This window comes from Hymenobacter cheonanensis (assembly GCF_030581075.1).
GTDB lineage: Bacteria > Bacteroidota > Bacteroidia > Cytophagales > Hymenobacteraceae > Hymenobacter.
The window spans coordinates 156,293-181,736 of the sequence record NZ_JAUQSW010000012.1; the positions used below are offsets into that span (position 1 = coordinate 156,293).

Annotated in this window: 21 protein-coding genes and 1 tRNA gene; 9 read left to right on the forward strand and 13 right to left on the reverse strand. The window is 63.9% G+C overall.

Annotated features, from left to right (window positions below; translation table 11 throughout):
* Positions 1 to 38: 38 nt before the first annotated feature.
* Together Q5H89_RS19905 and Q5H89_RS19910 are read left to right on the forward strand one after the other, a co-directional pair.
* A complete protein-coding gene (locus tag Q5H89_RS19905) occupies positions 39 to 1,280 on the forward strand; it encodes a hypothetical protein (RefSeq protein WP_305021102.1) in 1,242 nt (413 codons plus the stop codon).
* Positions 1,280 to 2,335, forward strand: coding sequence for a hypothetical protein (locus Q5H89_RS19910; protein WP_305021103.1), 1,056 nt, complete (start codon positions 1,280 to 1,282; stop codon positions 2,333 to 2,335). Before Q5H89_RS19905 ends, Q5H89_RS19910 begins: the two co-directional genes overlap by 1 nt.
* On the opposite strand, the gene Q5H89_RS19915 is transcribed toward Q5H89_RS19910, so the two are convergent.
* The 6 genes from Q5H89_RS19915 to Q5H89_RS19935 form a co-directional block, all read right to left on the reverse strand.
* Positions 2,267 to 3,871, reverse strand: coding sequence for a hypothetical protein (locus Q5H89_RS19915; RefSeq protein ID WP_305021104.1), 1,605 nt, complete (start codon positions 3,869 to 3,871; stop codon positions 2,267 to 2,269). The genes Q5H89_RS19910 and Q5H89_RS19915 overlap by 69 nt on opposite strands.
* 41 nt (positions 3,872 to 3,912) lie before the next feature.
* Entirely contained in the window at positions 3,913 to 4,233 is a 321-nt protein-coding gene (locus Q5H89_RS19920) for a hypothetical protein (RefSeq protein WP_305021105.1), read from the reverse strand.
* A gap of 30 nt (positions 4,234 to 4,263) precedes the next feature.
* Positions 4,264 to 5,559 carry a rod shape-determining protein RodA gene (gene rodA, locus Q5H89_RS19925; RefSeq protein ID WP_305021106.1) on the reverse strand — a complete coding sequence of 432 codons (1,296 nt, stop codon included), beginning with the start codon at positions 5,557 to 5,559 and terminating at the stop codon, positions 4,264 to 4,266.
* A 48-nt stretch (positions 5,560 to 5,607) separates the two neighbouring features.
* On the reverse strand, positions 5,608 to 5,898 hold the full coding sequence (locus Q5H89_RS23340) for a HepT-like ribonuclease domain-containing protein (protein WP_369810685.1): 291 nt from the start codon (positions 5,896 to 5,898) through the stop codon (positions 5,608 to 5,610).
* A 90-nt stretch (positions 5,899 to 5,988) separates the two neighbouring features.
* Entirely contained in the window at positions 5,989 to 6,285 is a 297-nt protein-coding gene (locus tag Q5H89_RS19930) for a nucleotidyltransferase family protein (RefSeq protein WP_305021107.1), read from the reverse strand.
* A gap of 22 nt (positions 6,286 to 6,307) precedes the next feature.
* Positions 6,308 to 8,146 (reverse strand): penicillin-binding transpeptidase domain-containing protein, encoded by a 1,839-nt coding sequence (locus tag Q5H89_RS19935; RefSeq protein ID WP_305021108.1) that lies wholly within the window; start codon positions 8,144 to 8,146, stop codon positions 6,308 to 6,310.
* 121 nt (positions 8,147 to 8,267) lie between these two features.
* Between Q5H89_RS19935 and Q5H89_RS19940 the strand changes: the two genes are divergently transcribed.
* Positions 8,268 to 9,275 carry a glycosyltransferase family 2 protein gene (locus Q5H89_RS19940; RefSeq protein WP_305021109.1) on the forward strand — a complete coding sequence of 336 codons (1,008 nt, stop codon included), beginning with the start codon at positions 8,268 to 8,270 and terminating at the stop codon, positions 9,273 to 9,275.
* Positions 9,276 to 9,356: 81 nt separating this feature from the next.
* Positions 9,357 to 10,157 (forward strand): carbohydrate deacetylase, encoded by an 801-nt coding sequence (locus Q5H89_RS19945; protein ID WP_305021110.1) that lies wholly within the window; start codon positions 9,357 to 9,359, stop codon positions 10,155 to 10,157.
* Between the two features lie 509 nt (positions 10,158 to 10,666).
* Here Q5H89_RS19945 and Q5H89_RS19950 read toward each other — a convergent pair.
* From Q5H89_RS19950 to Q5H89_RS19960, 3 genes are read right to left on the reverse strand one after another with little or no spacing between them, the layout of a single operon-like run.
* Positions 10,667 to 10,921: a hypothetical protein gene (locus Q5H89_RS19950; RefSeq protein WP_305021111.1), complete on the reverse strand. Its 255-nt coding sequence runs from the start codon at positions 10,919 to 10,921 to the stop codon at positions 10,667 to 10,669.
* Between the two features lie 9 nt (positions 10,922 to 10,930).
* The gene (locus Q5H89_RS19955; RefSeq protein WP_305021112.1) at positions 10,931 to 12,421 is read right to left on the reverse strand and encodes a hybrid sensor histidine kinase/response regulator transcription factor; all 1,491 of its coding nucleotides are present in this window, start codon (positions 12,419 to 12,421) and stop codon (positions 10,931 to 10,933) included.
* Positions 12,415 to 13,941, reverse strand: coding sequence for a 7TM diverse intracellular signaling domain-containing protein (locus Q5H89_RS19960; protein WP_305021113.1), 1,527 nt, complete (start codon positions 13,939 to 13,941; stop codon positions 12,415 to 12,417). The genes Q5H89_RS19955 and Q5H89_RS19960 overlap by 7 nt, the downstream gene beginning before the upstream one ends.
* 376 nt (positions 13,942 to 14,317) lie before the next feature.
* Here Q5H89_RS19960 and Q5H89_RS19965 point away from each other — a divergent pair, with 376 nt between their 5' ends.
* Together Q5H89_RS19965 and Q5H89_RS19970 are read left to right on the forward strand one after the other, a co-directional pair.
* The gene (locus Q5H89_RS19965; RefSeq protein ID WP_305021114.1) at positions 14,318 to 14,698 is read left to right on the forward strand and encodes a hypothetical protein; all 381 of its coding nucleotides are present in this window, start codon (positions 14,318 to 14,320) and stop codon (positions 14,696 to 14,698) included.
* Positions 14,699 to 14,772: 74 nt separating this feature from the next.
* On the forward strand, positions 14,773 to 15,609 hold the full coding sequence (locus Q5H89_RS19970; protein ID WP_305021115.1) for a hypothetical protein: 837 nt from the start codon (positions 14,773 to 14,775) through the stop codon (positions 15,607 to 15,609).
* Positions 15,610 to 15,762: 153 nt separating this feature from the next.
* On the opposite strand, the gene Q5H89_RS19975 is transcribed toward Q5H89_RS19970, so the two are convergent.
* Positions 15,763 to 16,689, reverse strand: a complete 927-nt coding sequence (locus tag Q5H89_RS19975) for a lysylphosphatidylglycerol synthase transmembrane domain-containing protein (protein ID WP_305021116.1) — start codon at positions 16,687 to 16,689, stop codon at positions 15,763 to 15,765.
* The gene (locus Q5H89_RS19980; RefSeq protein ID WP_305021117.1) at positions 16,686 to 18,341 is read right to left on the reverse strand and encodes an ArnT family glycosyltransferase; all 1,656 of its coding nucleotides are present in this window, start codon (positions 18,339 to 18,341) and stop codon (positions 16,686 to 16,688) included. Before Q5H89_RS19980 ends, Q5H89_RS19975 begins: the two co-directional genes overlap by 4 nt.
* A gap of 142 nt (positions 18,342 to 18,483) precedes the next feature.
* On the opposite strand from Q5H89_RS19980, the gene Q5H89_RS19985 reads away from it, so the two are divergent.
* Complete coding sequence (locus Q5H89_RS19985) at positions 18,484 to 18,927, forward strand: Fur family transcriptional regulator (RefSeq protein WP_305021118.1); 444 nt, start codon at positions 18,484 to 18,486, stop codon at positions 18,925 to 18,927.
* A 63-nt stretch (positions 18,928 to 18,990) separates the two neighbouring features.
* Positions 18,991 to 19,404: an EamA family transporter gene (locus tag Q5H89_RS19990; protein ID WP_305021119.1), complete on the forward strand. Its 414-nt coding sequence runs from the start codon at positions 18,991 to 18,993 to the stop codon at positions 19,402 to 19,404.
* Positions 19,405 to 19,527: 123 nt separating this feature from the next.
* On the opposite strand, the gene Q5H89_RS19995 is transcribed toward Q5H89_RS19990, so the two are convergent.
* Both Q5H89_RS19995 and Q5H89_RS20000 read right to left on the reverse strand, forming a co-directional pair.
* A tRNA-Ala gene (locus Q5H89_RS19995) sits at positions 19,528 to 19,601 on the reverse strand.
* A gap of 173 nt (positions 19,602 to 19,774) precedes the next feature.
* The gene (locus Q5H89_RS20000; RefSeq protein ID WP_305021120.1) at positions 19,775 to 22,918 is read right to left on the reverse strand and encodes a TonB-dependent receptor; all 3,144 of its coding nucleotides are present in this window, start codon (positions 22,916 to 22,918) and stop codon (positions 19,775 to 19,777) included.
* Positions 22,919 to 23,609: 691 nt separating this feature from the next.
* On the opposite strand from Q5H89_RS20000, the gene Q5H89_RS20005 reads away from it, so the two are divergent.
* A complete protein-coding gene (locus Q5H89_RS20005) occupies positions 23,610 to 25,406 on the forward strand; it encodes a T9SS type A sorting domain-containing protein (RefSeq protein ID WP_305021121.1) in 1,797 nt (598 codons plus the stop codon).
* Positions 25,407 to 25,444: the final 38 nt, after the last annotated feature.

Below are 25,444 nucleotides of genomic sequence, written 5' to 3' on the forward strand. Positions count from 1 at the left end.
CTTGGCGCCTGAATCCGGCCCTGCGGCCGGCCCACGCTATGCAGGACAAATATAGCCTCGCCAAGTGCGAGCAATACGGCCGCCGGCTGGCTACCCGCCTCAGCCAGCAGTTTTTCGGCCCGCAGCCCGCCGCCACCCTCGATGGCCCGGCGCTGCTCCAGTTCACGCCCATCCGGCAGGTAAACCTGCTGGTGCTGCGGCAGCTGCTGGGCCGCTGGCAGCAGGAAGCCAATGCGTTACGCAGCCCCTACTTCGATTTTGAAGCGCCGCCGGTGCGGGCTGCGCTAGGGCAGTTCATGAACGTATTGTCGCGCCACATCCGCCTCAACCGCGAGGCCCTGGAGCCGCTGCTGGCCCAGGCCGTGGCCGATACCCTGGTGCTGGCCACCGTGGCCGGCACCGCCTTCGAGCGCCTGCTGCTGCCCCCCGCCACGGCCGACACCGAGGAGGCCGTGCCCCTGGCTACCCTGCGCGACCACCTGCGGTATTTTGACCAGGCCAAGCCTTTTTTCGAGGGCTTTGTTAACAGCCTGCCCACCGGCAATGCGCCCCTAAGCCGCGAGTTTTTGCGCCAGCGCTTCGACCTCTACCACGCCGCCCACGCCAAGGAGCTGCCCGCGCTGGCGCAGGTAGTAGCCGCTTTCAGCGCCCTGCTGCCCCTCACCGAAGCCGACCTCTGGGGCGACGGCCCGGCCAAGCCCGCCGCGCCGGCTAGCCCGGCCCCCGCCCCAATGGCGCCCGAGCCCGCCCCTACCCCACCCGCCCCGGCGCCCGCAGCTGCGCCGCAGGTTACTACTCCGCCAGCGCCGGCGCCGACGCCCGCCGAACCTACGGCTGCCCCAGCGCCGGTGCCCCCCGCCGCCCAGCCAGTGGCGGCCCCGGTCGAAGCACCGGCCGCTCCGGCCCCGGCTAGCCCACCCACCGAGGCGCCGCTGTATGCCAAGCTCAAGGCCACCCAGCCCAGCACGGCGCACCTGGCCGATACCCTGCGCGGCGCGGCCGGCGGCCCGGCGTCGCTGGCCGAGCGCGGCGCGCCCAAGGTCACCAGCCTGCGCGAGGCCATCTCTATTAACCAGCGCTTCAGCTTTATTAATGAGCTGTTTAACGGCGAAAACATGGAGTATCATGCCGCCATTCAGCACCTCGACACCTTGCCCACGGCCGAGGAAGCGGCGGCCTACGTGCAACAGGAGTTGGCTACCAACCACGACTGGAGCCTGAAGCAGGAGCACGTGGGCAAGCTGCTCAAGCTGATTGAGCGCAAGTTTGCCGCGGCCTAGTGCCGGCCTGGCTGACCACCGGGCGGGTGCGGCGCTGGCTGCTGCCCTGGGCCCTGAGCCTGGGCGTGCTGCTAAACGCGGCCTACCCCACGTACCGGCACTACGATTTTTCGCACTCGCTCGACACGCGCAGCTACCTGCGCCTGGCCGCCGGGCGCTTCGACAGCGTGAGCGTGACGCGGCGCTACCGCCTGCTGGTGCCGCTGGCCGCCGGAGCACTGGCCCGCCCGCTGGCGGTGCTGGGCGACCCGGCCAGCTCCCCGCGGCCGGCCGGCGAGTGGCCGCTGCGGCTGGCGTTTTACCTGGTCAACTGCCTGCTGTTGAGCGCAACCGGGGCTTGCTTTTACGGGGCGGCCCGGCTGGCGGGGGCTAGCGCGGGGGCCGCCGCGCTGGCGCTGGTGGCAGTGCTAAGCAGCCGCTGGGCGGGCTACGCGGCGGGCCTGCCGCTTACCGACAGCCTGTACCTGCTGGTTTTTGGATTGAGCTACTACGCCGCCCGGCGCGGGGCGGGGGCGGGTTGGGCCGTGGCGCTGGCCCTGCTGCTAGGGCCGCTGGCCAAGGAATCGTTCGTGTTTCTGCTGCCCTGGCTATGCTGGCACGGGCGGCAGGCGCTGGGCTGGCGCGGGCAGCTAGCCGCGCTGGCGCTGGGCGGGGCCGCCCTGGCCGCCGCGCACGTAGTGGTAGACCGCGCCGCTGGTGCCCCGGCCACCGCCAGCGTAACCAACGCTTTCGCGCACGTCGAAAACCTCACCTACTCCCTGCATAAGATTCTCTCCTTAAAGGGCCTGGCTGAGCTAGGCAGTATTTTTGGCTTGTTCTGGCTCCCGGTGGGGGCGGCGCTGCTGCGGGCTGGCGGCCGGCGCACGCTGGCCCCGGTGCTGGGCGCACCCGAAGCCGGGCTGGCAGCCGTAGTGGCCGTGCACATGCTGCTATCGGCTGACCTCGGCCGGATGGGCTACCTGCTGGCCCCGGCCTTTACGGCGGCGCTAGCGCTGGGTATCGGCTGGCTGGGGCGGCTGGCGGCTACGCCGGCCGCGCCCCCCGGCCGACCCTAGCCGCGAGAGGTAGCGCGGGCCAAAAAACGTAGCCAGCGAATCGACCCGGCGGGCGGGCAACCCCGCCAGCAGCCGGGCCGCTAGGTCGCCCTGCGTGAGCCGGGCGCGGTCGAAGGGCTGGTAGCCGCCCAGGGCATCGGTGTACACGGTATCGCCGGCCGCCAGGCGGCCGGCCAGCCATTGCCGGAAAGCCGCGGAATCCTGCCCGGCCAGCCCCACTATGCGCGGCGCGCTGGTGGGCCGCCCCGTGAAATACTGCAGCTGATTGCGCAGCAGATTGGGGTCGCGCAGCAAAAACCACGCGCCGGGCGCGGCCAGCACCCGCGCCCGCAGCGCGGGGCCCGTGCCCGTGTAGTCGAGCAGCTGCGCCGGCACCAGCCCAAAGGCCAGATTCCAGCTTAGCAGGGCGGTGCCCAGGGCGGCTATCCGCTGGGCCGGCCAGGCTACCAGCGCCCCGCCGGCCAGCGCCACGGCAGCCAGCGCCGGCAGCATCACCATAAACTCGGCATTGCCGGCTGCCTGCGCCGCAAAGCCCAGGTGCAGCACGCCAATAAGCGCGTGGGTGCGCCGCACGGCGTGGGCCGGGCTAGCCCCCTTGGGCCCGGGCAGTGTGCGCGCCCGGCGCCAGCCCAGCAGGCCATACGCGCCCAGCGCCAGGCTAGCCAGCCCGATGCCGCCCAGCAACAGTGGCCAGTGGCGCAGCAGCGGCGGCATGTTGCCGTGCAATTGCACCACCGTGCGCACCAGGCTGATGGGCGTCAGCAGCAGCGCCTTGTAGCCTAGCTCGACCCTGGCCGCGCCCGTTAGGTAGTCGTGCAACGCAAATTGCCACACGCTCTTACTACCACTGCCTGGCGCGGCCAGGGCGTAGGCCACCAGCACCAGCAGGGCGGGCAGCGCATAGCTCAGCGCGGCCCCGCGCGCCGCCCGGCGCCAGGGCCGCAGCCCCAGCAGCAGCCCCAGCCACCACCACACCATCAGCTGGTGCACCAGGCAGGCCAGCGCCGCCAGCAGCCCCGCCAGCAGCAGCCAGCGGCGGGGCTTGGCCTCGGCATACGCGGCGTGCGCCCAGGCCAGGCTAGCCAGCAGCGCCAGCAGCAGGGGCTGGATGTACGTTTCGTTTTCGGTGGCAAAGCGCAGCATACCGAAGCAGCTGCCCACCAGCAGCAGCCACGCCGGAATGGCCGCCGTGGGCGCCCCCGCCCGCCACAGCAGCCGGCCCAGCACCAGCAGGCTGGCCCCGGCGGCCAGCGCGTTCAGCATTTGCAGCCAGGTGAGGGCTAGCAGGCCGGCCGGAGCCGGGCCACTGGCGCCCACCAGCCGCAGCCACAGCCAGCCAATGCCGTTATAAAGCAGGTGGTGGGGCTGCCCCAGCTCCTGGCCCCAGCGGGCGCAGGCGGCGTAGTACCAGGCATCGCCGGTGGCATTGTGGGTGGGTAGCGCCAGGCAAACGGCCGTGAGCAGCCCGGCCACGGCTCCGCTGGGCCAGGCGCGGCCGGTTCTTAGACGAAAGGAGTGGGTGCGGCGCGGTATCAAGCTCGCAAGCTAGGGCTAGCCGGAATTTATTTGCTCATCCGTTAATGCGCTTTTGTAAAAAGCAGGGTTGTATACCCTTCAGCTGTACCGAATGTACTTTGCAAGTGATACCCTTCCTGATAAAGACTTTCAAACATTCGATAATACACTTCACTCGTTTTTGTCAACTCTTTTTCAGAGTGACCCTTCTCAAACTTCACGGTTTCGCTCTTACCACCTTCATGCATAATGACGGCTGTAGCAGAACCAGTAGTGCTTGATTCAAAAATGCGTACTACCACGATTCCGGCTGGTCCAGTTTGGGCACGCAGCGGAGCGGCCAGCGCCAACACGCAGGCGCACAGAAGCAGAAATTTTTTCATGCCGGCTAAAGTAAGCCGGAAGCTAGCCAGCTAGCGCAGCAAATCCTGCTTGCGGTGGGCATCGAGGGCTAGCAGGGCGAACACCAGGATGGTAAACGACCACAGCGACGAGCCGCCGTAGCTGAAAAACGGCAGCGGAATGCCCACCACCGGCATCAGGCCCATCGTCATGCCCAGGTTCACGGTGAAGTGCACGAACAGGATACTGGCCACGCAGTAGCCGTAGGTGCGCCCAAACACCGATTTCTGGCGCTCGGCCACCAGCAAAATGCGCCACAACAGCGTGAGGTAGAGCCCGATGAGTACCAGGCAGCCCGCCCAGCCCCACTCCTCGCCCACGGTGCAGAAAATGAAGTCGGTGCTCTGCTCGGGCACGAAGTCGAACTTGGTTTGGGTGCCGTTGAGGAAGCCCTTGCCAAACCAGCCGCCCGAACCGAGCGCGATTTTACTTTGGGTCACGTTCCAGCCCTTGCCCAGCGGGTCTTTGCCGGGGTCGATGAGCATCTCGATGCGCTGGCGCTGATGCGGTTGCAGCACCTTATTGAAGAAGAAATCGACGCCGAACACCATGCCAATCACCAGCGCCCAGGCGCTGAGGCTCAGCGGCAAATGATGGCGCCATAACCGCGAATTCAGCACAAAAGCCACCCCTAGCACCACCGTAAACCCGCCCACCAGCCACAGCTTGGGCACTAGTAGGGCCAGCAGCAGAATAACGCCGCCCGCCGCCAGCAGCAGCAAAATGAGCGGCGACATGCCCTCGCGGAAATAGGCCAGCAGCAGCGCCGCGAACACAAGCGCCTGCCCGGTCTCATTGGAGGCCAGGATGAGGGCCACCGGCAGCAGCGTGAGGCCGGCCAGCACGGCCTGGTCGCGCCAGTTCTGATTGCGCAGGTTGATGCCGGCCATGAAGCGCGAGGCGGCCAGGGCCGTGGTAAACTTGGCAAACTCGGCGGGTTGCAGGCGCACCGGCCCAAACTCGAGCCACGAGCGCGAGCCCGCAATGGGCCGCGCTATCACCAGTGTGACGAGCAGAAGCCCTATCATGCCGCCATACAGCACGTAGGCCAGCGTGTCATAGGCCTTATAATCAACAACTAGCAGAATAACAATGAGCACGGCGGCCGTGCCCATCCACAGCAATTGCTTGAACCAATTGAAGGCCATCAGCTCCGAAAAGCTGAGCACCGACAGCGGGTGCGCGGGCGCCTCGGGCGAGTAGCTGGCCGCGTACACGGCCACCCAGCCCAGGCCCACCAGCACCAGGTACAGGAAGAGCAGCGGCCAGTCGATGCTGCGCGACGAACGGGGGGTAACGGGAGACATTCAGGAAACTTTCGGCAAAGGTCGGGCTCCGGGGGCGGACTGGCTAGCTTAAGCTGTGCCTTGCCCCAGGCGTGCCCGCTCGGCGGCCAGCACGCGCAGTAAATCAGGGTAGTTTTGGGGCATATGCGCGGTTGCTACGCGCCAGACAGTAGCCAGGTCCAACCCAAAGTATTCGTGCGAAATCCGGTTGCGCATTCGGTACATCTGCGACCAAGGCAACTGTGGATACAGCTCCTGCACGGTAGTCGGCACTTTTTTGGCCGCTTCACCAATAACTTCGAGGTTACGAACTACGCCATCGACTACTAGGGCATTGGCACAAAAGCCCGCAAAATCCAGCCCGGCGCACTAGCGGGCAATGCGCTCCATAGCCGCCTGCATATCTTCTAAAAACAACAAGTAGGAACGGGCCGTTGCCATGCGCGGGGCTTACTCGATGTAGCATGTTTCGGCCAGTATCCTGGTGCGCAGCTGTGCCTTCAGGGCATCGACCGTCACTAAGTCTACTGGCCGCTGCAGCGCCTTTTCCAGCACTTCTTCCAACTCAAAAAAATCCCAGCCCAGCGGCTGGGCCAGCTCCACTAGCACATCCACGTCGCTGTCGGGCCCAGGCTGCCCCGTGGCAAACGACCCAAAGTATCCTAGCCGGCGCACGTGAAAGCGCTGAGCCAGCATCGGCTGCAGGGCGCGCAGGGTGGCTTCAAGCTGTTGAGCGGTGGTAGTCATGGCCCTAAGATACGCGTGCGGGCTAGTGGTGGCGCTTGGTAAAGTCGCCGTACATCACCCAGTCTTCCCAGCGCTTGCGGTGGGGCGCTACCTTGCCGCGCAGATACTTTTCCATCATCAGGCCGGCGGCGGGGGCGGCGGCGGTGCCGCCAAAGCCGGCGTTTTCAATAAACACGGCGATGGCGATTTTAGGGTCGTTGGCGGGGGCGAAGGCGGCGAAGGTGGAGTGGTCTTCGCCGTGGGCGTTTTGCACGGTGCCGGTTTTGCCGGCCACCGAAATGCCGTACTGCGCCAGGCTGGCAAACGAGCCCGTGCCGCCACGCCCGTCCACCACCTCCTGCATACCCGGAATGAGGTACTTGAAGAGCGTGGTATCGACGGCCGTGTAGTGGCGCGTGCGGTACTGCGGCATGGGCTGGCCGCTAGCCCCGATGGCCCGCACAAAGTGCGGCGTGATGTAGTAGCCGCGGTTGGCAATGGTGGCCAGCACGTTAGCCATTTGCAGGCCCGTAATGCCAATTTCGCCCTGCCCGATGCTGAGCGAGTACACTGTTTTGAAGTTCCAGTGGTGGTAGCCGCGCAGCTTGTCGTAGAACTCGGGCGAGGGGATGAGGCCGCGCTTCTCGTGGCCCATATCCACCCCTAGCCGCTCGCCCAGGCCGAAGGTTTTCACCATTTTCTGCCACTGGCCCAGGCCCAGGCGCGCATCCTCAAAGCGGTTGGGCGACTGCCCGCGCACTACGGCGGCGCGCATCACCTGGTAGAAATACGGGTTGCAGCTTTGCTTAATGGCGATGTTGACGTTGCTAGGGTACTCGTGGCGGTGGGTGCAGTGGATGAGGTGCTGGTCGCACGGAAAGCCGGTGGCCGGCGACACTACGCCCATTTGCAGGGCCACTAGCTCATTCACCAGCTTAAAAACCGAGCCGGGCGGGAAGGTGGCCATTAGCGGGCGGTCGAAGAGCGGGCGGTCGGGGTTGCGCAGCAAGTCCATGTAACGGTTGCCCATACCCTTGCCAGTAAGCGTTTCGGGTACGTAGTGCGGGGCCGAAACAAAGCACAGGATTTCGCCGGTTTTGGGGTCGAGGGCCACTATCCAGCCGCGGCGGCCGGCCAGCAGTTTCTCGCCGTAGGCTTGCAAATCGGCGTCGATGCTGAGGTGCAAATCCTGCCCGGCCTGCGACAGCGTATCGAACTGCCCGCCGCGAAACGGCCCTTTGTCGATGCCGCGCACGTTTACCAGGCGGTACTGCACGCCGCGCCGGCCCATCAGCACGGGCTCGTAGTACGATTCCAGGCCCGAAATGCCCACGTTTTCGCCCGGCGAATAGTGCGCGTACTTGGGGGTTTCGAGCAGCTTGGGCGTGATGGAGCCCACGTAGCCCAGGGCGTGGGCCAGGTTTTGGGTGCGGTAGGCCCTGGCCATGCGCGCCTGCACCCGAAAGCCGGGAAAGTTTATCAGGTTGTCATTAATAGAAGCCAGCTCGGGCGTGCTCAGGTTTTGGATGAGCGGCGAGGGGCGCACCCGCGAGTACACTTTGGCCGTGCGCAGGCCTAGCCGCAGGTCCTCGATGGGCATCTGCATGAGCTGGCAAAACCTAGCCGAGTCGAGGTGCTTCACCTCGCGGGGCACCACCATCAGGTCGTACACGGGCGTGTTCGACACCATGAGCGAGTCGTGGCGGTCGTAGATGAGGCCGCGGTAGGGCACCTGCACCTGCCGCTGCAGGGTATTGCGGTCGGCGGCCGTCTTGTAAGAATCGTCGAGTACCTGCAAGTAGAACAGCCGACTGGCAAAGAGCAGGCCCACGAGGGTAAAAATTGCCAGCACCACGTAGCGCCGGCCTTCCAGGTATTGCATACTTCAAAGTTACGACTGCCTTAACCGGGGTTGGAAGAGAAACATTCAGCCGTTGAGCTTAAAAGTGTGGCTAGCCCGGCCGCCCCCCTAGCCAGTACCTTTGTGGTTTCACTCCCTGCTCATGCCGCCGCTCGCCACGCCCACTGCCAACACTGCTTTTGCCGGCCTCATCTCGGTAGTTGCTCCTTTATACAACGAGGTCGATACCGTGGCCCAGCTCGTGAGCCGCGTGGCCGCCGTGATGCAGCAGCACCATTACGACTACGAGCTTATCCTCGTCAACGACGGCAGTACCGACCGCAGCTGGCAGATGATGCAAGAGCTGGCCGCCCACGACCGCCACCTGGTGGCCATCGACCTGGCCGGCAACTACGGCCAGACTATCAGCCTGCGCGCAGGCTTTGCCCAGGCGCGCGGCGAGGTTATTATTGCCATGGACGGCGACCTGCAGCACGACCCGGCGTATATCCCGCAGTTTATCAGCCTCATCAATGAGGGCTACGACATGGTGGGCGGCGCCAAGGCCAAGCGCCCCGAGGGGCCCATTGCCACGGCGCTGGCCACCACGGCGCACGGCATCATCCGGCGCCTGTCGGGGGTGCAGCTGCGCTACTTCGGGGCTACGTACAAGGCGTATCGGAGCTACCTGGTGAAGAACGTGGAGATGCTCGGCGACGCGCACCGCTTTCTGGGCGCCCTAGTAGCGCGCAAAAACCTGCGCTACTGCGAGTTCCCGATTGAGATTCACGAGCGGCAGTTTGGCCAGAGCAACTACAAGATTAGCAAGCTCTTCTACGTTATTCTGGATTTGTTTATCCTGCGCTTTTTCATTGTGCACTCGCGCAAGCCGTTCCGGCTGTTTGGGCTGGCGGGGCTCCTGAGCCTGCTCACGGGCGGGGTGCTGGCGGGTCAGTTTTTGGTGCGCTCCATCTTCTTCGGGCTCAATATTGAAGCGCGCTATCCGCTCGAATTTATCTTCAGCCTTTTTCTGATAATGGCCGGTATTTTCCTGCTCTGCTTCGGCGTGCTGGCCGAGATTGGGATGTACAACTACTACTCGCGGCGCACGCGCAAGCCCTACGTGGTGCGGCACCTGGCCACCTCGGCCGCCCACGAGCCGGTGCGGTAACTGAGTAGTCTCGTTAGGAATCAAACCTGAATAAGGAGCTTCCGCGGCTCCTGCACCAGCGGCATTACTAGCTGCCTTGTCGTGAAAAAGCTCATCATAAACTGCGACGACTACGGCTGGGATGCGCCCGCCACCCAGGCCATTCTGGAGCTGGGCGCCGCCGGGCAGGTGAGCAGCACCACCGTGATGGCCAACTTCGCCAGCGATGCAGAGCTGCGGGCGCTGGCCCGGCTAGCCTCCCCCACCCTTTCGGTGGGCCTGCACCTGACCCTGAATGCCGGCCAGCCGCTGAGCGCCGCCTCGGCCGTGCCCTCGCTCGTGGATAAGGACGGGCAGTTTTACCCCTCCAGCCAACTGTGGCAGCGCTACCTGCGCGGCCAGGTGCGCCGCGCCGACCTGAAGCTGGAAGTGGCCGCCCAGCTGCGCCGCCTGGCCGGCGCCGGGCTAGCCCTCACCCACGCCGACAGCCACCAGCACCTGCACCAATACCCGCTGCTGGGCCCGGCGCTGCTGGGCATTTTGCGCGAGCTGGGCGTGCGCCGGGTGCGCCGCCTCACGGCCGCCGGCCGCCGCGATGGGCGCGGCCTGGTGCTGCAAGCCTTTGCCGCCAGCAGCCGGCTAGCCCTGCGCGGCTTCGCTACGCCGGGGGCGCTGGTGAGCACGTTTTCGACCGAGCCGGCCAGCGCGGCGGGGTTTCGGCGCGGGGTGGCGGCGGCGTTTCGGCGGGCTAGCGTAGTAGAGTTTATGAGCCACCCGGGCCTGAGCGAGCGCCCCGGCTCGCCGCTGATGCGGGTGCCCGAATACACCTTTTGGCGGACTGGGGAGGCTAGCGAAATATTGCGCGAGCTGGGCGGCGAGCTGGTGAGCTACGCGGCGGTGTAAAATTATTGTCACCCTCAGCTAGCAGTTGCGATTAGGCTTCTATATTCGCGGCAACAGCGAATCATATTAGCACTTAATTCGATGAAGCACAGATTACTCGCTACTGCGCTACTGGCCGGGCTAGGCCGCCAAGCGGCGGCCCAGGCTGCACCTGCTGCCCCAATTAGTAGCCCTACCCACCAAGCAGCCGCGCCGGTAGACAGTGCCGCAGTGCTGCATCAGCTATTCAGGCACTCTCGCCGCGTGGGCTTGCTGGGTCTGGCGGCCACCACTGGCATCACTGCTGGCATGAATGCTCTTAGCGACCCGCGCCAAGGCCGCCAAATAATAGGGGTGGTAGCTGTGGGTGCCAACACTGGGCTGTTAGTAATAATGCTCGTAGACCGGCTTAAGTATAGCCACCGCCGCGAGCGCGAAGCCATCGAACGGCTTGAGCAACACCAGCCGCTACGCCCCTATGTGCAGCGGAGCTACGCGCTGGCTTTACTGAAAACTACTTTGCCCCGTCGCTAGCGCACGCGCTCGACCCGCACCAGTGCGCCCCCTAGCGACACCAGCGCCGTAATCACGTAGAACAGTACGCTCACCGCCACCGGTACGCTGAGCGCAAAGAGCCTGGCCCCATGAACGCGCGCGCCCAGCTCGCCCACCGTGAGCATCAGCCCTGCTGCTATGCCAGAGGCCAGAAATATCAGCAGGTAGGGCGGCACTGACCCATTGGTGGCCCCTAGCGCCGCCAGCAGAGCACCTGCGCGCCCTTGCAATAGCCAGCGCTACTTAAGGGCGGCCCGGCGGCGGGTTTCGCTGGGGGCGTAGCCAAAGTGGCGCGAGAAGCTGGTGCTGAAGTTGGCCGGGTTGCCGTAGCCCACCTGATAAGCTACCTCGGCCACGGTGGCCGTGCCACCAGCCAGCAGCGCGTGGGCCCGGTTGAGGCGCACCAGGCGAATAAAATCGCCGGGCGCCTGGCCAGTGAGGGCCTTGAGCTTGCGGTGCAGCTGGGTGCGGCTCAGGGCTAGCTCGCGGCCCAGGGCTTCAACCCCCAGCGTTTCGTCGTCGAGGGCGGCTTCCACGGCCTGCCGCACCCGCGCCAGAAAGGCTTCCTCCATGGTGGGCGGGTGCGGCAGGGCGGGCTCGGCCAGGCTGCGGCGGTAGGCGGCCTGCAGCTGCTGGCGGCCTAGCACGAGGTTGCGCAGCTGGGCCAGCAGCTCTTCGCGCCGGAAGGGCTTAGTGAGGTAGGCATCGGCCCCAATATCGAGGCCCTGCAGCCGGCTGGGCAGGTCGGACTTGGCCGTGAGCAGCACCAGCGGAATGTGGCTGGTGCGCTCGTCAAGCTTGAGGGCGCGGCACACGCCGTAGCCATCGAGGCGGGGCATCATAGCATCGCTCAGCACGAGGTCGGGCAGGTGCTCGCGGGCCAGGGCCAGGCCGGCTTCGCCGTTGGGGGCTTCCAGCACCTGATATTCGGCGGTGAGGAGCGTGCCCAAGTAAGCGCGCATGTCAGCATTGTCTTCGATGACGAGCACCAGCGGGGCCTCGGCGGGCGCGGCCAGCGCGGGGGCCGGCCCCTCGGCCGGCAGCCATTCGGCGGGGTCGGCGGGGTGCGGGCCGGCCGGCACCGCAGGCGCAGCGGCCGGCGCCAGTGGCAGGCGCACTACGGCGGTGGTGCCGCGGCCCGGCTCGCTGCGCAGCACAATAGTGCCGCCGTGCAGCTCCACTAGCTCTTTGGTGAGGGCCAGGCCGATGCCGGAGCCCTCGTGCTCGCGGGTGTCGGAGGCATCGGCCTGGTAAAAGCGGTCGAACACGTGCGGCAGCTGGGCCGGCGCAATGCCGCAGCCAGTGTCGCGCACGGTCAGCTCCAGCCCGGCAAAGGCGTCGCTCTCAGCTTCCAGCCAGCGCAGGTGCACGGCCACCGCGCCCGCGCTGGGCGTAAACTTGAAGGCGTTGGAGAGCAGGTTGAGCACCACTTTTTCCAACTGGTCGGCATCGAAGAGCACGAAGAGCGTGGGGCAATCGGCCGCAAACGAATACCCGATGCTGCGCTGCTGGGCCAGCGACTCGAACGAGCCCGCCAGCCCGCGCACGAAGGCCACGACCTCGCCGGGCGCCAGGTGCAGCGGCTGCCGGCCGGCTTCGAGGCGGCTCAGGTCGAGCAGCTGGTTGATGAGGTGCAGCAGGCGCTGGGCGTTGCGCTGCACCAGGGCGGCCTGCTGGCGGGTGGCGGGGTCGTGGGTAGCGGCCAGCAGCTGGGCGGCGGGGCCTAGCATGAGCGTGAGCGGGGTGCGAAACTCGTGGGTGAGGTTGGTAAAAAGCGCGTCTTCTCCTGGTCGAGGGTGCGCAGGCGGTCGGCCTGGGCGCTTATCTCGTCGCGCTGCGCGGCCAGGGTATGGTTTTGGTGGCTTATTTCTTCGGTGCGCGCCTGCACGGTGGCTTCGAGGCGCTCGTTTTGGGCGCTGATGAGCTGGCGGCGCTCGGTTTCCTGGGCCAGGGTCTGGGCCGAAAGCTGCGCCACCTGCCGCAGCTGCGCCTCCAGGCGGCGGCGCGTGGTAGCAAAGTCGCGGGCCAGGTACACCGACATGCACATCGGCAGCAGCAGAAAGCCTAGCTGAATAACGAGCATATGGGCCAGCGAATAGTGCTGGGGCCACACGTGAAAGACATCGTAGGAGGCAAACACCTGCACCAGGATGGTAGCTACCACGCCCAGCGCCACCAGCCCAATGCCGGGCTGCCGCTGCCGCAGGGCGCGGCCCAGCACCAGCAGCATATCGGCCCAAGGCAGCAGGAAAGCGGCTAGCAGCAGCGGCTGCTGCGGCCACTCCTGGGCTTTGGAAGTGGGGTGCACCAGCCACAGCCCTACCTGCACCAGCCGCACCGCCAGCAGCGGCACCAGCCAGCGCCAGGGCAGGCGCCCCTCGCACACCGAGTAGAGGAAGGCCAGCAGCAGCACCGTATTGAGCGCCTGCGCACCCTCGAAGCCCAGCTGCAGCCACCACAGCAGGCTCACATCCATCTCGGTAGCCCGGAAGTACACGACCAGAGCCGTGCCCATGAGCACCGTGGCGTAGAGGCTGAAGTAGAGGTTGGCCCGCAGCGGCCGGTAAAACAAAAACAGAAAGAAGTGCAGCAGCGCCAGCACCCCGGTGCCGGTAACCACCAGGAGGTGCAGCGAGCGCAGGCGCATCACGCGCACCTGCTCGGCCAGCAGGTGGCTAGCCAGGCCCACGCGCAGCGACAGGCCGCCGTAGGGCCCCGGCCACGCCCCGAAGCGGGCATAGCGCACGGCCAGCAGGTGCGGGCCCGCCGCGCGCAGCATAAACGGCAGCAGCAGGTAGCGCGGCTCGAAGCCCCTGGTAGTGCGCGCCGAGGTGCCTAGCGTGCCGTAGCGCCCCAGCAGGCGGCCGTCGAGGTAAATTTCTGAAGCGCCCGACTGCAAAATATACAAGCCCAGCGCCCGGCCCAGTAGCGCCGAGTCGAGGGTGAAGCGCAGCCGGAAGCAGCCCGTGCCGCGCCAGCCGGGCGGCTCCCGGCCCAGCAGAAAGTCGGGGTCGGCCAGCGGCCAGTCTTGGTCGAGGGTAGTGGGGCTAGCCCAGCCCGGCGGCCAGCCGGGCTGGTAGCGCCAGCTGGCCGGGCCGTCGAGGCGCTGCATGGCGGCAGCGTTTACTTGCGCCGCTACGAGGCGGGCGCAGCCCCGGCCGGGCGTAGCGGCCCCGGCCGGGGCCGGCCGCCCGCACCCCGCCAGCCAGCAGCACCCCACAAGCAGGCCAATCAGGGAGAGCGTTTTCATGGGCGGGGCGGGCGAACCTTCCTCAAGATACGGCTTACCGGACAAATTCTGGCTAAGCCATGTGCTTCATAACGAAGCAGGTAGGCCAGCCAAAAATACTTTTTTTCGGCGCCATTCTGCCTCACTCGCTGCACGCAATAGGGGCTTTGCAACATGCGCAAATGCATTTGCAACACCGGCAAAGGCCCGCGCCACGGCCGCACACGCACTGGCAACGCGCGCAAATGCCCTGCGGCAGGGGTGCCGCTTCCTTTGTGGTGGCGCTGCTTACTTCACTTTCAGCCACTTACCCCGCCATGAAACCCCGCCCGCCACCGGCTAGCCCGTGCGCTGCCTACCCGTTGCCTTCATTTTCTCACACTTTTCCGCTTCACCGATGAAAACGTCTTGCTGCTTCCTTCGCCTCGCTTTTTGGGTGCTGTTTCTTGTGGCCGCGCAGGCTAGCCACGCCCAGGCGCCAGCGCCGGCGGCCCTGCCGGGCTACTGGAACCTGGAAACTAACCTCACCACCCGCGCCTACACCATCGTGCGCTTCTACGATGGCCACGACCAGCTTGTGTATGAAGAGCGCCTGCCCCGGCTGTGCCTCGACCTGGGCAAGGGCTCGCGCCGCTGCCGCCAGCGCACCAGCCAGCAGCTCACTCAGGCCCTGCAGCTAGCCCTGCACGACCCGGCGCACGCTGCCCGGGCCACCGCCTGGCTAACCCAGCAGTTGGGCCACGACCCGCGCGAAACGCGCCTGTACGCCGTGCGCTAGCCGGCCGGCGGCCGGCTCCACTCACCACTTCCAGAGCCAGAAAACAGACTTCCCACCCTTTTTTTCGCTGAGCTATGAAACCCCTATTTGTTTTGGCCGCCGCGCTGCTGCACACTGCCGCTGCGGCCCAGGTAGTTGCCACAGCTGCCACCCGCCCGCAGGCGGGCATTGCCCGCACCCTTGCCGCTCGCGCCCTGCCCTACACCCAGCCGGTAGCGGGGGGCGGCAGCATCACGTACTTCGGCACGGTTTGCTCGCACGACTGCCAGCACGAGCAGTTTGCGCGGCTGCGGCAGGCGTTTGAAGCTGCCCGGCCCACCATCGTTTATTTTGAGAACCCGGCCCAACCGCTCGATAGCACCGAAACGGCGGTTATCAGCCGGCTGGGCGAGGGCGGCTACATCCGCTACCTGGCCCAGGAGCACCAGGTGCCCGCCGAGCGCCTCAACGATGCCCTGGCCGAGTATGCCTACCTGCAAACCCGGCTCGACCCCGAGCGCCTGAAGCTGTTTTGCCTGCTGCGCGAAGTGCAGCGGTTCCGGGCCCGCACGGGTGGCTCCAAGGCCCTCACCAAAAAGGCGATGCAAGCTTTTTTGGCGCACAGCGCCTTCTTCTTACCTGGCACAGACGGCGTTATCCGCAACCAGGCCGAATTGGAAACCGCCTACCGCCGGTACTGCCCGGCGGGCAGCAAGTGGTGGGATGCGCCGGCGGCGTGGTTCAACCCGGCCACCACGGAGGCGAGCCTAAGCAACCCCAGTATTGAGGAGTTTAAGGCGGCCATTCGGGAATTTCGCGCGCAAACGCTCTACGGCAAGCTGGTAGCGCAGGCGCAGGCCGGGCAGCGCGTGTTCGTCGTGCTCAGCCGCGACAACCTACCCCTGGTTGGCCAGCCGCTGGCCAACCGCTAGGCGGCTTCTCACTCGCTTACCTTAATGAAAACAAACTACCTGCCCAGGCGGCCTGCGCGGGGAGCCAGTGCGCCGGCGTGCCAGAAACCAGCAAGGGCGCCGCCAGCCGCCCTACCCTACCGGGCTGCGCCCCTACCCGTTTTCGCGGGCTCGCTACCCCCGCCCGACCCGCACCAGCGCCCCTACCAGCGACACCAGGGCCGTAATGACGTAGAACAGCACGCTCACGCTTACCGCCACCGGCCCGCTGAGCGCAAAAAGCTGAGCGCCGTAGAGAAAGGTAAGCTCGCGCGCCCCTAGCCCGCCCACCGTGAGCGGCAGCACCGCCGCAATGCTGGAGGCCAGAAATACCAGCAGGTAGGGCAGCACCGGCCCGCCGGCCGCCCCCAGCGCCGCCAGCAGCGCCCAGGCGCACAGCACCTGGGCGCCCTGCACGCCCAGCGCCTCCCACGAAGTGCGCCCGAAGGCCGAGCGAAACTCGCCGAAGCCCCAGCGGCCCAGCCCGTAGCTCGCAGCTAAGCCCACCGGCATGAGCGCCAGCGGCACGGCCCGCCACCACGTGGGCAGGGCTAGCGCGCCCGCTGCGCGCAGCTCGGCGGCGGGCACCACGGCCAGCAGCGCCAGCAGCAGCACCAGCAGCGCTACCATGCCGCTGAGCCTATCAAGCAGCAGGGCCCGGAAAATGAGGCCGCGCCGCCCCGGAAACTCCTTGCCCAGCAGGTACACCTTGTAGCCGTCGCCGCCGATGCCGCCGGGCAGAAACAGGTTGTAAAACATCCCTAGCCAGTACAGGCGCAGGTTGTAGCGCTCGGTGAGCTGAATGCCGACGGCCCGAAAAAACGTATTGAGCCGCACCGACGAGATGAGCTTGGACACGGTGAACAACACCGCCGCCAGCGCCAGCCAGCCCGGCCGGGCCTGCCGCAGGGTGCGGCCCAGCGCGGGCAAATCGAGGTGGCGGGCCACCAGCCACAGGGCCGCCGCCATAAAAGCCAGCTTGACCAGCAGCGTGAGGTAGCGCCGCCAGGCGGCGGGCGCGGCCGGGGCCGGGGCCGCTTCATCGTCGTGGCTAGCCCTCATGGCAGGTCAAACTCTACCACCCGGAAGGTGATGTCGCGGTCGATGGTAAACGTATCGAGCGTGCGGTAGCGCAGGCCACTCAGGTAGTGCTCGTCGATGATATAGAGCGTGTGGGGGCGCAGCGGCAGCGGGGCAAAGGTGAGCGTCTGGCCCCGCTCGCGGGCAATGTAGAAGGCCTCCACGTTGTCGAGCGGCCCGCCTTCGGGATACAGCACCAGGGGGCGGCCCTTGGTTTCGCGGCCCACCCGAATGGCATCGGTGCGGTAAGTGACCTCGGGCGAAGTCTGCATGCGGGCCGGAAAAATAAAGACGTCGAAGGCTAGCCGCAGCACCAGCAGGTAATAGCCCAGCACCAGCAAACGATAATCAGCCAGCCGCCAAAACAGGTAGGCGCCCAGGGCCAGCGGCCCCACAAAAGCCAGCGTTAGCAGCCCCGAAGCGGGCACGCCGCGCAGCACGGCCAGCCGGGCGGGCGCCACCAGGCCCAGCCCGCCCGCCAGCCGCAGCAGCGGCGGCGCCAGCACCAGCAGGGTGCTGGCCACCAGCAGCCCTAGCAGCAGCCCATCGAGCAGCCGGATGGCCACCGGTTGCGCCGGCCAATACCGGGCATACAGCGCCACCACCACCGTGAGGCCCAGCGGCACCAGCATAAACAGGTAGCGCGGAATGGTGGCCGGCGAAAGCCAGTACACCGGCAAAATGGCCAGAAACAGCAGCGCGTTGTAGCGCAAAAACGGGCTGGCCAGCACCGTGCGGCGCGCCCCCGGCACCAGCAGGCACAGCACCAGCAGCGTCCAGGGCAGAAAGTGCTTGATAAAATCAAACGGAAACAGCAGCATGTAGCGCACCGACTCGGCCAGCGGCGTAGCGGTTACTACCCGCTGGCTCGACTGCGACCAGAGTGTGGCCAGGGCCGTTTCGAGCGAGTTGTGCTGGCTGTAAATCAAAAAATACGCGCCTACTATGCTCAGCATCACCCCCACCCCTAGCACGTGCTGCCAGCTGAACAGGCGCCGCCACTGCCGGGTATCGAGGCAGTACACCAGCAGGGCTAGCCCCTGAAACACCACCGAGGGCAGGCCCTTCAGCAGGAAACCCACCGCCGTGAGGGCATACGTGAGCACAAACAGGCGCGCCCACTGCCCGCGCTGGCCCAGGTACCACACGGCCATAAAGCCCAGCCACGTGAGGCCCGCGTGCCAGAGGTCGATAAGGCCCAGAAAGGAATCGTAGAACAGTACCCGGCCGGTGGTAGCAAAAGCCAGCGCCACCGTGAAGGCCAGCCGCGACCCTAGCTGCGGGCGCAGCACCCGCCACAGCGCCGTGGTGTAGAGCAGCAGCGCCACAATGGTAGGCAGGCGCAGCATAAACTCGTCCTGCCGCCCAAAGAGGCGAAACAGCGCCACCAGCAGCCAGTTGAAGAGCGGTGGCTTGTTATAATAAGGCAGCCCTTGCAGCGTAGGACCAAAAAAGTGACCCGAGTAGTGCATTTCCAGCGCTACCAGCGCCCGAATGGGCTCATCAACCAGCAGCGGCTGCCAGCCCAGGTGCAGCAGCAGCGCCGGCAGCGCCAGCGCCAGCGTAAGCCCCGCCACCCACCACGGCCGCTGGCTAAGGGCAATAAGTACCCGGCGGGCTAACGATTCTACCACAAGTTTGGTTAAGAATAAAGGGAGTACTCCCGGTAGGCCGGTGCCCTAGCGGCGCCGGCCCGGCAAAGGTACGCCCCCGGCGCAGGCAGTTTCGCCTTGGGCAGCGTGCGCCGGCTTTCCTTCCTGTTCGTAAGTTTGGCTTATGTCGTCTTCCCCCGCTCCTACTGCTCCCGACCGCCTTGCCCAGACGCTGCTGCGCCACGGCTTGCGCCAAACGCCCGTGCGCCGCGCCGTGCTCGCCGCGCTGGCCGGCAAAGGCTATGCGCTCACCGGCGCCGAGATTGAGCAGGAAATTGGGGCCGCCACCGACCGCATTACCCTCTACCGCACCCTCAAAAGCTTCGAGCAGCAGGGCCTCATCCACCGCGTTATCGACGATACCGACGTGCTGCGCTACGCCGCCTGCTCCATCGAGTGCTCGGCCGATGCCCACTTCGACAACCACGTGCACTTCAAGTGCGGGGTGTGCAGCCACACCTACTGCCTCAGCCAGGTGGCCATTCCGGCCGTTCAGCTGCCCGGCGGCTTCCAGGCCCAGCGCCGCGACTTCCTGCTTTCGGGCACCTGCCAGCTCTGTCAGGGCTAGCCCCGCAGAATTCTCACAGAAAAGGAACCGTATTTGCGGGCGCAGCTTTCAACCTCCTTCGTTATGTGGTGGACCTACGCCCTCCTATCCGCCGTATTCGCGGCCCTCACGGCCGTGCTGGCCAAGGTCGGCATTAAAGGCGTCAGCTCCGACCTAGCTACGGCCATTCGCACGGTAGTTATCCTGGTGGTGGCGTGGGGCATCGTCTTTGTGAAAGACAACCCGGCCGATATTTTCACGCTGCCGCCGCGCACCTGGCTGTTTCTGGGGCTGTCGGGCCTAGCCACGGGGCTCTCGTGGCTGTGCTACTTTCGCGCCCTGCAGCTAGGCAAGGTGTCGCAGGTGGCCCCGGTCGATAAGCTGAGCGTGGCGCTGGCCATCGTGCTATCGGTCGTTTTCCTGGGCGAAACGCTCACGCTGAAAGTCGCGCTGGGGGCTGCCCTCATCATCGGCGGCACGCTGGTGCTCATCATCTGAAGGCGGCCCTAACACCTGCGCCGAAATTGTACTTGATGCTAAGTATCTGGCTAGCCTGAAGAAGCTATAAACGCAAAAAGCGTCCGCAAGCCTGGGCTTACGGACGCTTTCTTGAAACGGGAGTGGAGAATATCGGAGTCGAACCGATGACCTCTTGCATGCCATGCAAGCGCTCTAGCCAGCTGAGCTAATCCCCCGTTTTGTGGCTTGCCGCGGCGCCTGTTGCGCGTTGGTTTGACAAAAGTACGGCGGCATTTGGCTTGTGCAAGCCCCGGCGGCAACATTCTTCGCAACTACCGCAAAATCAGGCCCAAAAAAAAGGCCGGAGAAATTTCTCCGGCCTTTTTAAGGCTTTTGGTGCCGCTAAGGCTTAGTTGAAGCTGTAGCGCACGCCCAACTGGCCCTGCCAGCGCGAGTTGAACGCGGCAATACCGTACGGGATGCCGGCGTCGCCGTAGGCTTTGGGCAGCGAGAAAGTCGGCTGCGCGTTCACGTTGGTCGACTCTACTTTCAGCAGCTCAAAGGCGTTGTTGTTCACCACGTACTGACGGCCCCAGTTGTTGTTGAGCAGGTTGCCGACGTTGAAGATGTCAAACGTGATTTGGATGCTGTTGCGCTTGCCGCCGGCGGTGAAGGCGAAATCCTGGGCTACGCGGATATCAACTTCGTGCGTCCAGGGCAGGCGGGCGCCGAAGCGCTCTACTACCTGGCCGCGGTGGCTAGCCAGGTAAGGGTCGTTGTTGATGAAGTTCTCGAGGTCGATGGCCTGCTGCGCGGCCGTGTACGTTACACCGCCAGTGGTCGTCGTCACCAGACGAATCTGGTTGGGGTCGAGGGCGTTGGTGGGCACGTAGAGCAGGTCGTTGCCGGTGTTGCCATCGCGGTTCACGTCGGTGCTCTGGCCGTAGATGTAGGTGAGCGGCTGGCCCGAGAGGCCTTCGTAGAACACGCTAAGGGTGGTGGCGAGGTTGTTGTTCGCGTAGTGGAAGGTGTAACCCGTGCTGGCGATGATGCGATGACGCTGGTCGTTGCGCGAGTAGCCTAGCTCGGGGTTGTTCGGGTCGTAGGCTACCTGGTTGAAGCCGTAGTTCGACGAAGCCGTGCTGCTGGTGCCGCTGTTAATTTCCTTCGACACGCCGTAGGTGTAGGCTACGGTGGTGTTCAGGCCATTCGTGAAGCGCTTTTGCAGCTGGGCGGTGGCGTTGTAGCGGTAGCCCTGGCTGGTGTTATCGAGCAGGTACACGTTGGTGTAGCTACCGTTTACGCGGCGAGCGGCCGTAGTAGCAGCGTATATCGGGCGCTGGTCGGGGCCGGCCAGGCGGCCCACCGGGGCCGTCAGGTTGATGTCTTTGTAGTAGATGTCGTTGATGGTCTTCGAGTAGATGCCTTCGAGGGTAGCTACGATGTCGCCGGGCAGGCGGAAGTCAACGGCCAGGTTCGAGCGCCACACCTGCGGCAGCTTGAAGTTGTCGCTCACCAGGTTAATCTGGGTGGTCGTAACCGGGCTAAACTTGGTGGCGATGTCGTTGATGTTGGTATACACCGGCAGGTACTGCGTATTGGCCCCCGTGCCGGTAGCCGACTGGTTTACCGAGCCCTGAATCAGGCCGCTGTTGGTGTAGCTGTTCGAAATCCATACGAAGGGCACGCGGCCCGAGAAGATGCCGGTACCGCCGCGCAGCTGCACTTTGCTGTCGTTGTTCACGTCCCAGTTAAAGCCGATACGGGGCGAGTACAGCACCTGGCCGTTGGGGGTGTTGCTGGTGTGGTACTGCTGGCCAAACTGGGTAGCCACGCCTTCGTTGTTGCCAGGCTTGTCGAAGAACACCGGCACGTCGATGCGCATACCCAGCGTCAGGCGCAGGTTTTCGGTGGGCGTGTATTCATCCTGAGCGTAGAAGCCCAGCTGGGCAGCCTTGAACTTGGCCTCGCCGCCATCGGCGGTGGGGTAGCTGGCCTGCACCTGGGTAGCGTTGCCATTCTGGAAGTTCAGCAGCGACGAGAAGGTATAGTAGCCGGCGCCGTTGTTGAGAAACAGGTTGCGGAACTTGAAGCCTTCGTTGTGGGTACCCAGCGTAATGGTGTGCTTGCCAAGCGACTTGGTCAGGTTGTCGGTCACCTCAATGATGTCCTGGTCGAGCTGGTTGGCTACCGAGCTACGCTCCTGGCCAAGGCTATAGGTCACGCCGCCTTCCGAAATCTGGTAGGCCGGGCCGGGGGCACCCACCACGTCGCGCGTGTCGCGAATGGCGGTATAAGTCAGAATCAGCTTGTTGGAGAAGCCGCCCGAGAAGCGGCTGTTCAGCTCGGCTACCGTGCTGTTGGTGAGGTTGCTGAAGCGGTAGGCGTTGTTGCTGAAGCGCACGCTGTTGATGGAGCGCGTGATGTTATCGGTAAACGCCTTTACGAAGTTGTGGCGAATCGTCAGCGTATTGTTTTCCGAGAGGTTGAAGTCCAGGCGGCCGAAAATCTTGTTGCTTTCCGTCAGCTGGTTCACGTCGCCCACCGTACCGGGGTCGTAGTTACCATACCGGGCCGTCATTGCGGCCGTCCGGATTTGATTGATAACGTCGGGGCTGGCAATGGAGGCCGAGGTGCCGGGCAGGTAGCCTAGCGGCGTGTTTACGCGGGCGATTTCACCGTTCAGGAAGAAGAATACCTTGTCCTTCACGATGGGGCCACCCACCCGGAAGCCGGTCTGGTAGTTATAAAACTGGTCGGCCGTGGTGCGCGGCTCGGTTACGCTTTTGCCCACCGAGTTCTGGTTGCGGCCAAAGCCGTAGATGGAAGCCGAAATGTCGTTGGTGCCCGAGCGGGTAATGGCGTTTACGCCGGCGCCGGTGAAGCTGCCCAGCGTTACATCGTAGGGAGCCAGCACCACCTGAATCTGCTCGATGGCGTCGAGGGCGATGGGGTTGGTACCCGCCTGGCCGCCGGGCGTGCCCGAGCTGGCAAGGCCGAACACGTCGTTGTTCACGGCGCCGTCGATGGTGATGTTGTTGTAGCGGTTGTTGGCACCGCCAAACGACGAGCTGCCGCCGCCGCCGGCCTGCGGCGTGAGGCGGGTGAAGTCGGTCAGCGAGCGGTTCAGCGTGGGCAGCTGGTTAATCTGGGCGCGGCTCACGTTGGTTTCGGCGCCGGTGCGGCCGGCGTTGATAACCGGGTCGGCGCGGCCCGTCACTACTACGTTGCCCAGCTCGGTAGCGCTGCTGCTCAGCGGAATATCGAGGCGCAGGGTTTCACCGAGGGCCAGCACAATGCCGGTTTTGGTAACGTCCTGGTAGCCCACAAACGAAACCCGGATGGTGTAGGGCCCGCCTACGCGCATACCCTGGATGTTGTAGCGGCCGTCGGCGTTGGTGCCCACGCCATACTGCGTGTTGGTCGGCGTGTGGATGGCTAGCACCGTTGCGCCCGGCAGTGGCTCACCCTTGGCGTCGGTAACAGCCCCGTTGAGCGAGGCCGTGGTAGCACCCTGCCCCCAGCCCAGATGGGCCGTCAGCAGGAGCAGCAAGAGCAGTGAAAAGTGGCGTAAACTTAAATTTCTCATAAAATGAAAAAAAGTGAAAAGGCTCACACGTGCCAATATGCTGCAAAGGTAAATCAGCAGGGGCTAGCCCGCGTCTTTTCGTCATCAGAACCTCACCAATCAAGCGGCTGGAGCCGGCCGCCACTTACCCGGGCCTTCATCAGGTAGCGCACAGAAAGCGCGCACCTTAGCCCAGCGCTTTCACCCCCTTTTTTGCACCGAATTTTCTCTGGCGGGGCCCGGCGCGCGTGGCGAGGGCTAAGTAGCCCGGGCCGGGGCAATATAAAAAAACCGGGGCCGGAATTGCTTCCGGCCCCGGCTTCGGGCAAGCTGAGCGCCGAGGCGCGCGGCCTTAGTTGCAGTTGCAGCGCACGCCCAGCTGCAGCTGCCAGCGCGAGGCCGGGGTATTCGCATCGTTGCGGAACGTGATGGGTAGCGTTTGGACCCAATACAGAGGTAATTTCTGCGCAGCTACTACACAATTATTTTCCAACGCATAGCCCGTATCGACTATGTAAACCAGCTTCCGGCAAAGCACTTCACACTCAATAAATTCGCTAGCCATAATTTAAAAATTTATTAACATTATCATTAAAAAACCCAAGCATTCATTTTACTTATATTTGTAACGGATAAGGCCTTATATCCATTTTTTCCATCCTTTCCTTTTCCTCATATGATTCGTTTTTTTCTCTGCTTGTTACTAGCCGGCTGGTCGACGCTTGCGTTCGGCCAAAACAACCCTGCCACGCATCGTTACCTGCCTCCGGCCGATGCAAACCTTGACCCTAACTGGGACTGGACGCTACCAGCCAATACTATCCCGAATGGCTACACCGTATTCTTCAACGCTGCGGCCACTACGCAAAGCACCAACGTCCAACTGCCTTTCAATTCCAGTGGTCACCCCCTAGCCGATGCTATTTCGCATTCTGCCAAAGACATGTATCCGGAAGACGGGTGGATGCTGGTTTACCGGGATTTTGGTACCGCCGGCGCCGCTATTCAGCCGAAGCTTCCCTTCTTCGTACTCTACAATAAATACCGCGGTAAGCTCCGGGTAATGGTTTATAACGGTACGGGAGCATCGTACACCTCCTACCGGATGAGCTTATCGTTCCGCTCTTCTTCTCCTAAGGCGGGGCTGCTTACGTTCACCTCCGCTAGCCAGACCACCCTTGAGAATTACAACAAGCTCAATCCGAACGACAACCAGCAGATTGACCGCTTTTTTGGCGCTACCACCCCCAATCAGGGCTGGTTCTATGGCGACTTTACGCTTTTTGGCTACGACCCAAATCTGAGCCCTGATGCCATCATGCACATAGAGATTACCAATGTCAATCGCACTGACCTGACGCTGAAATCAACTAAGTTCACGCTTGACGAGGTGCTGCAGAACGACAGCCCCGGTGGCACCGGGGTAGCTACGGGGGCGAAGTTTTTTCACGGCGTAGAAGATATTCGCAAGGCGGCCTCCGAGACAACAACCCTGGGTACAATCGCTAAATCTACTACCCTCTCCATTGTTCCGTATATCGGGTCCCTTATGGACATCATAGGGCTCTTTATTGGCGGACAGGATGCTGCTTCTCCGCGCGAGCCTATTCAATTTAGTGGGGTGCTGGAAATGTCAGGCGACGCTACTACGAATTTCCCTTTCTGGGCCGAAGACTTTGCGCTGAACCAGAACAAGACGAACACCCCCGAAGTATACCGGCCCGTTCAGCCAATTCCGTGGGGCGTGTTCAATCTGGATGGCCGTCCATCTTACCACGTTGTTCAAGACCGTTCGGGTTGCGAATATGACTCGTACTATGGCACTAACTTCTGCTGGGACGATTATACGGTGGGCATTGACAACCCCGTAACCTATAAATTCAACCCCTCCCCACTTCTTGGCATGACCTTAACAAAAGTGGAAATGCGCACCAATACTATGTCGGACTTCGTTCCGGTGAGCGACTTTGATGGCTATGTGTTCAGTTATTATTATGACCCGAGAGGCATTTATAACTACACTATTCCGCAGGCCGTCTACTTAAAGCTAACTTTTCATATTACGAATCCCGTTCGTAATTCGGACCCCAACATTGTCGTTTTTAAAAACCTAGGGGCTTGCTACAGCCAGTACGGGCAAGTAAGCGATTGTAGCGCCTCTGGCCAGCGCCTGGCAAAATCGACAACCCCGGTGAAACCCTCACTCCGCAACACGGACCTGACTATTGCGCCGAATCCGGCCGCGGAAAAGACTTCTTTCACCTTTGTCAATACTACGGCCGGGCCAGTGCAGGTGAGCATCCTCAACATGCTAGGGCAGCAAGTATGGCACAAGAGCAGCGTTATGGAAGCCGGAACTATTCATTATATCTGGGATAACAGGAACACCCCGGCAAAGCTTGCTCCGGGCACCTATCTAATCAATGTGCAAACCACGGATTGGCATCAAGCCAAACGCCTGGTGATTGAATAAAAGGTATTGCTCACGCCTTAAAAAACGACCTGGAAATA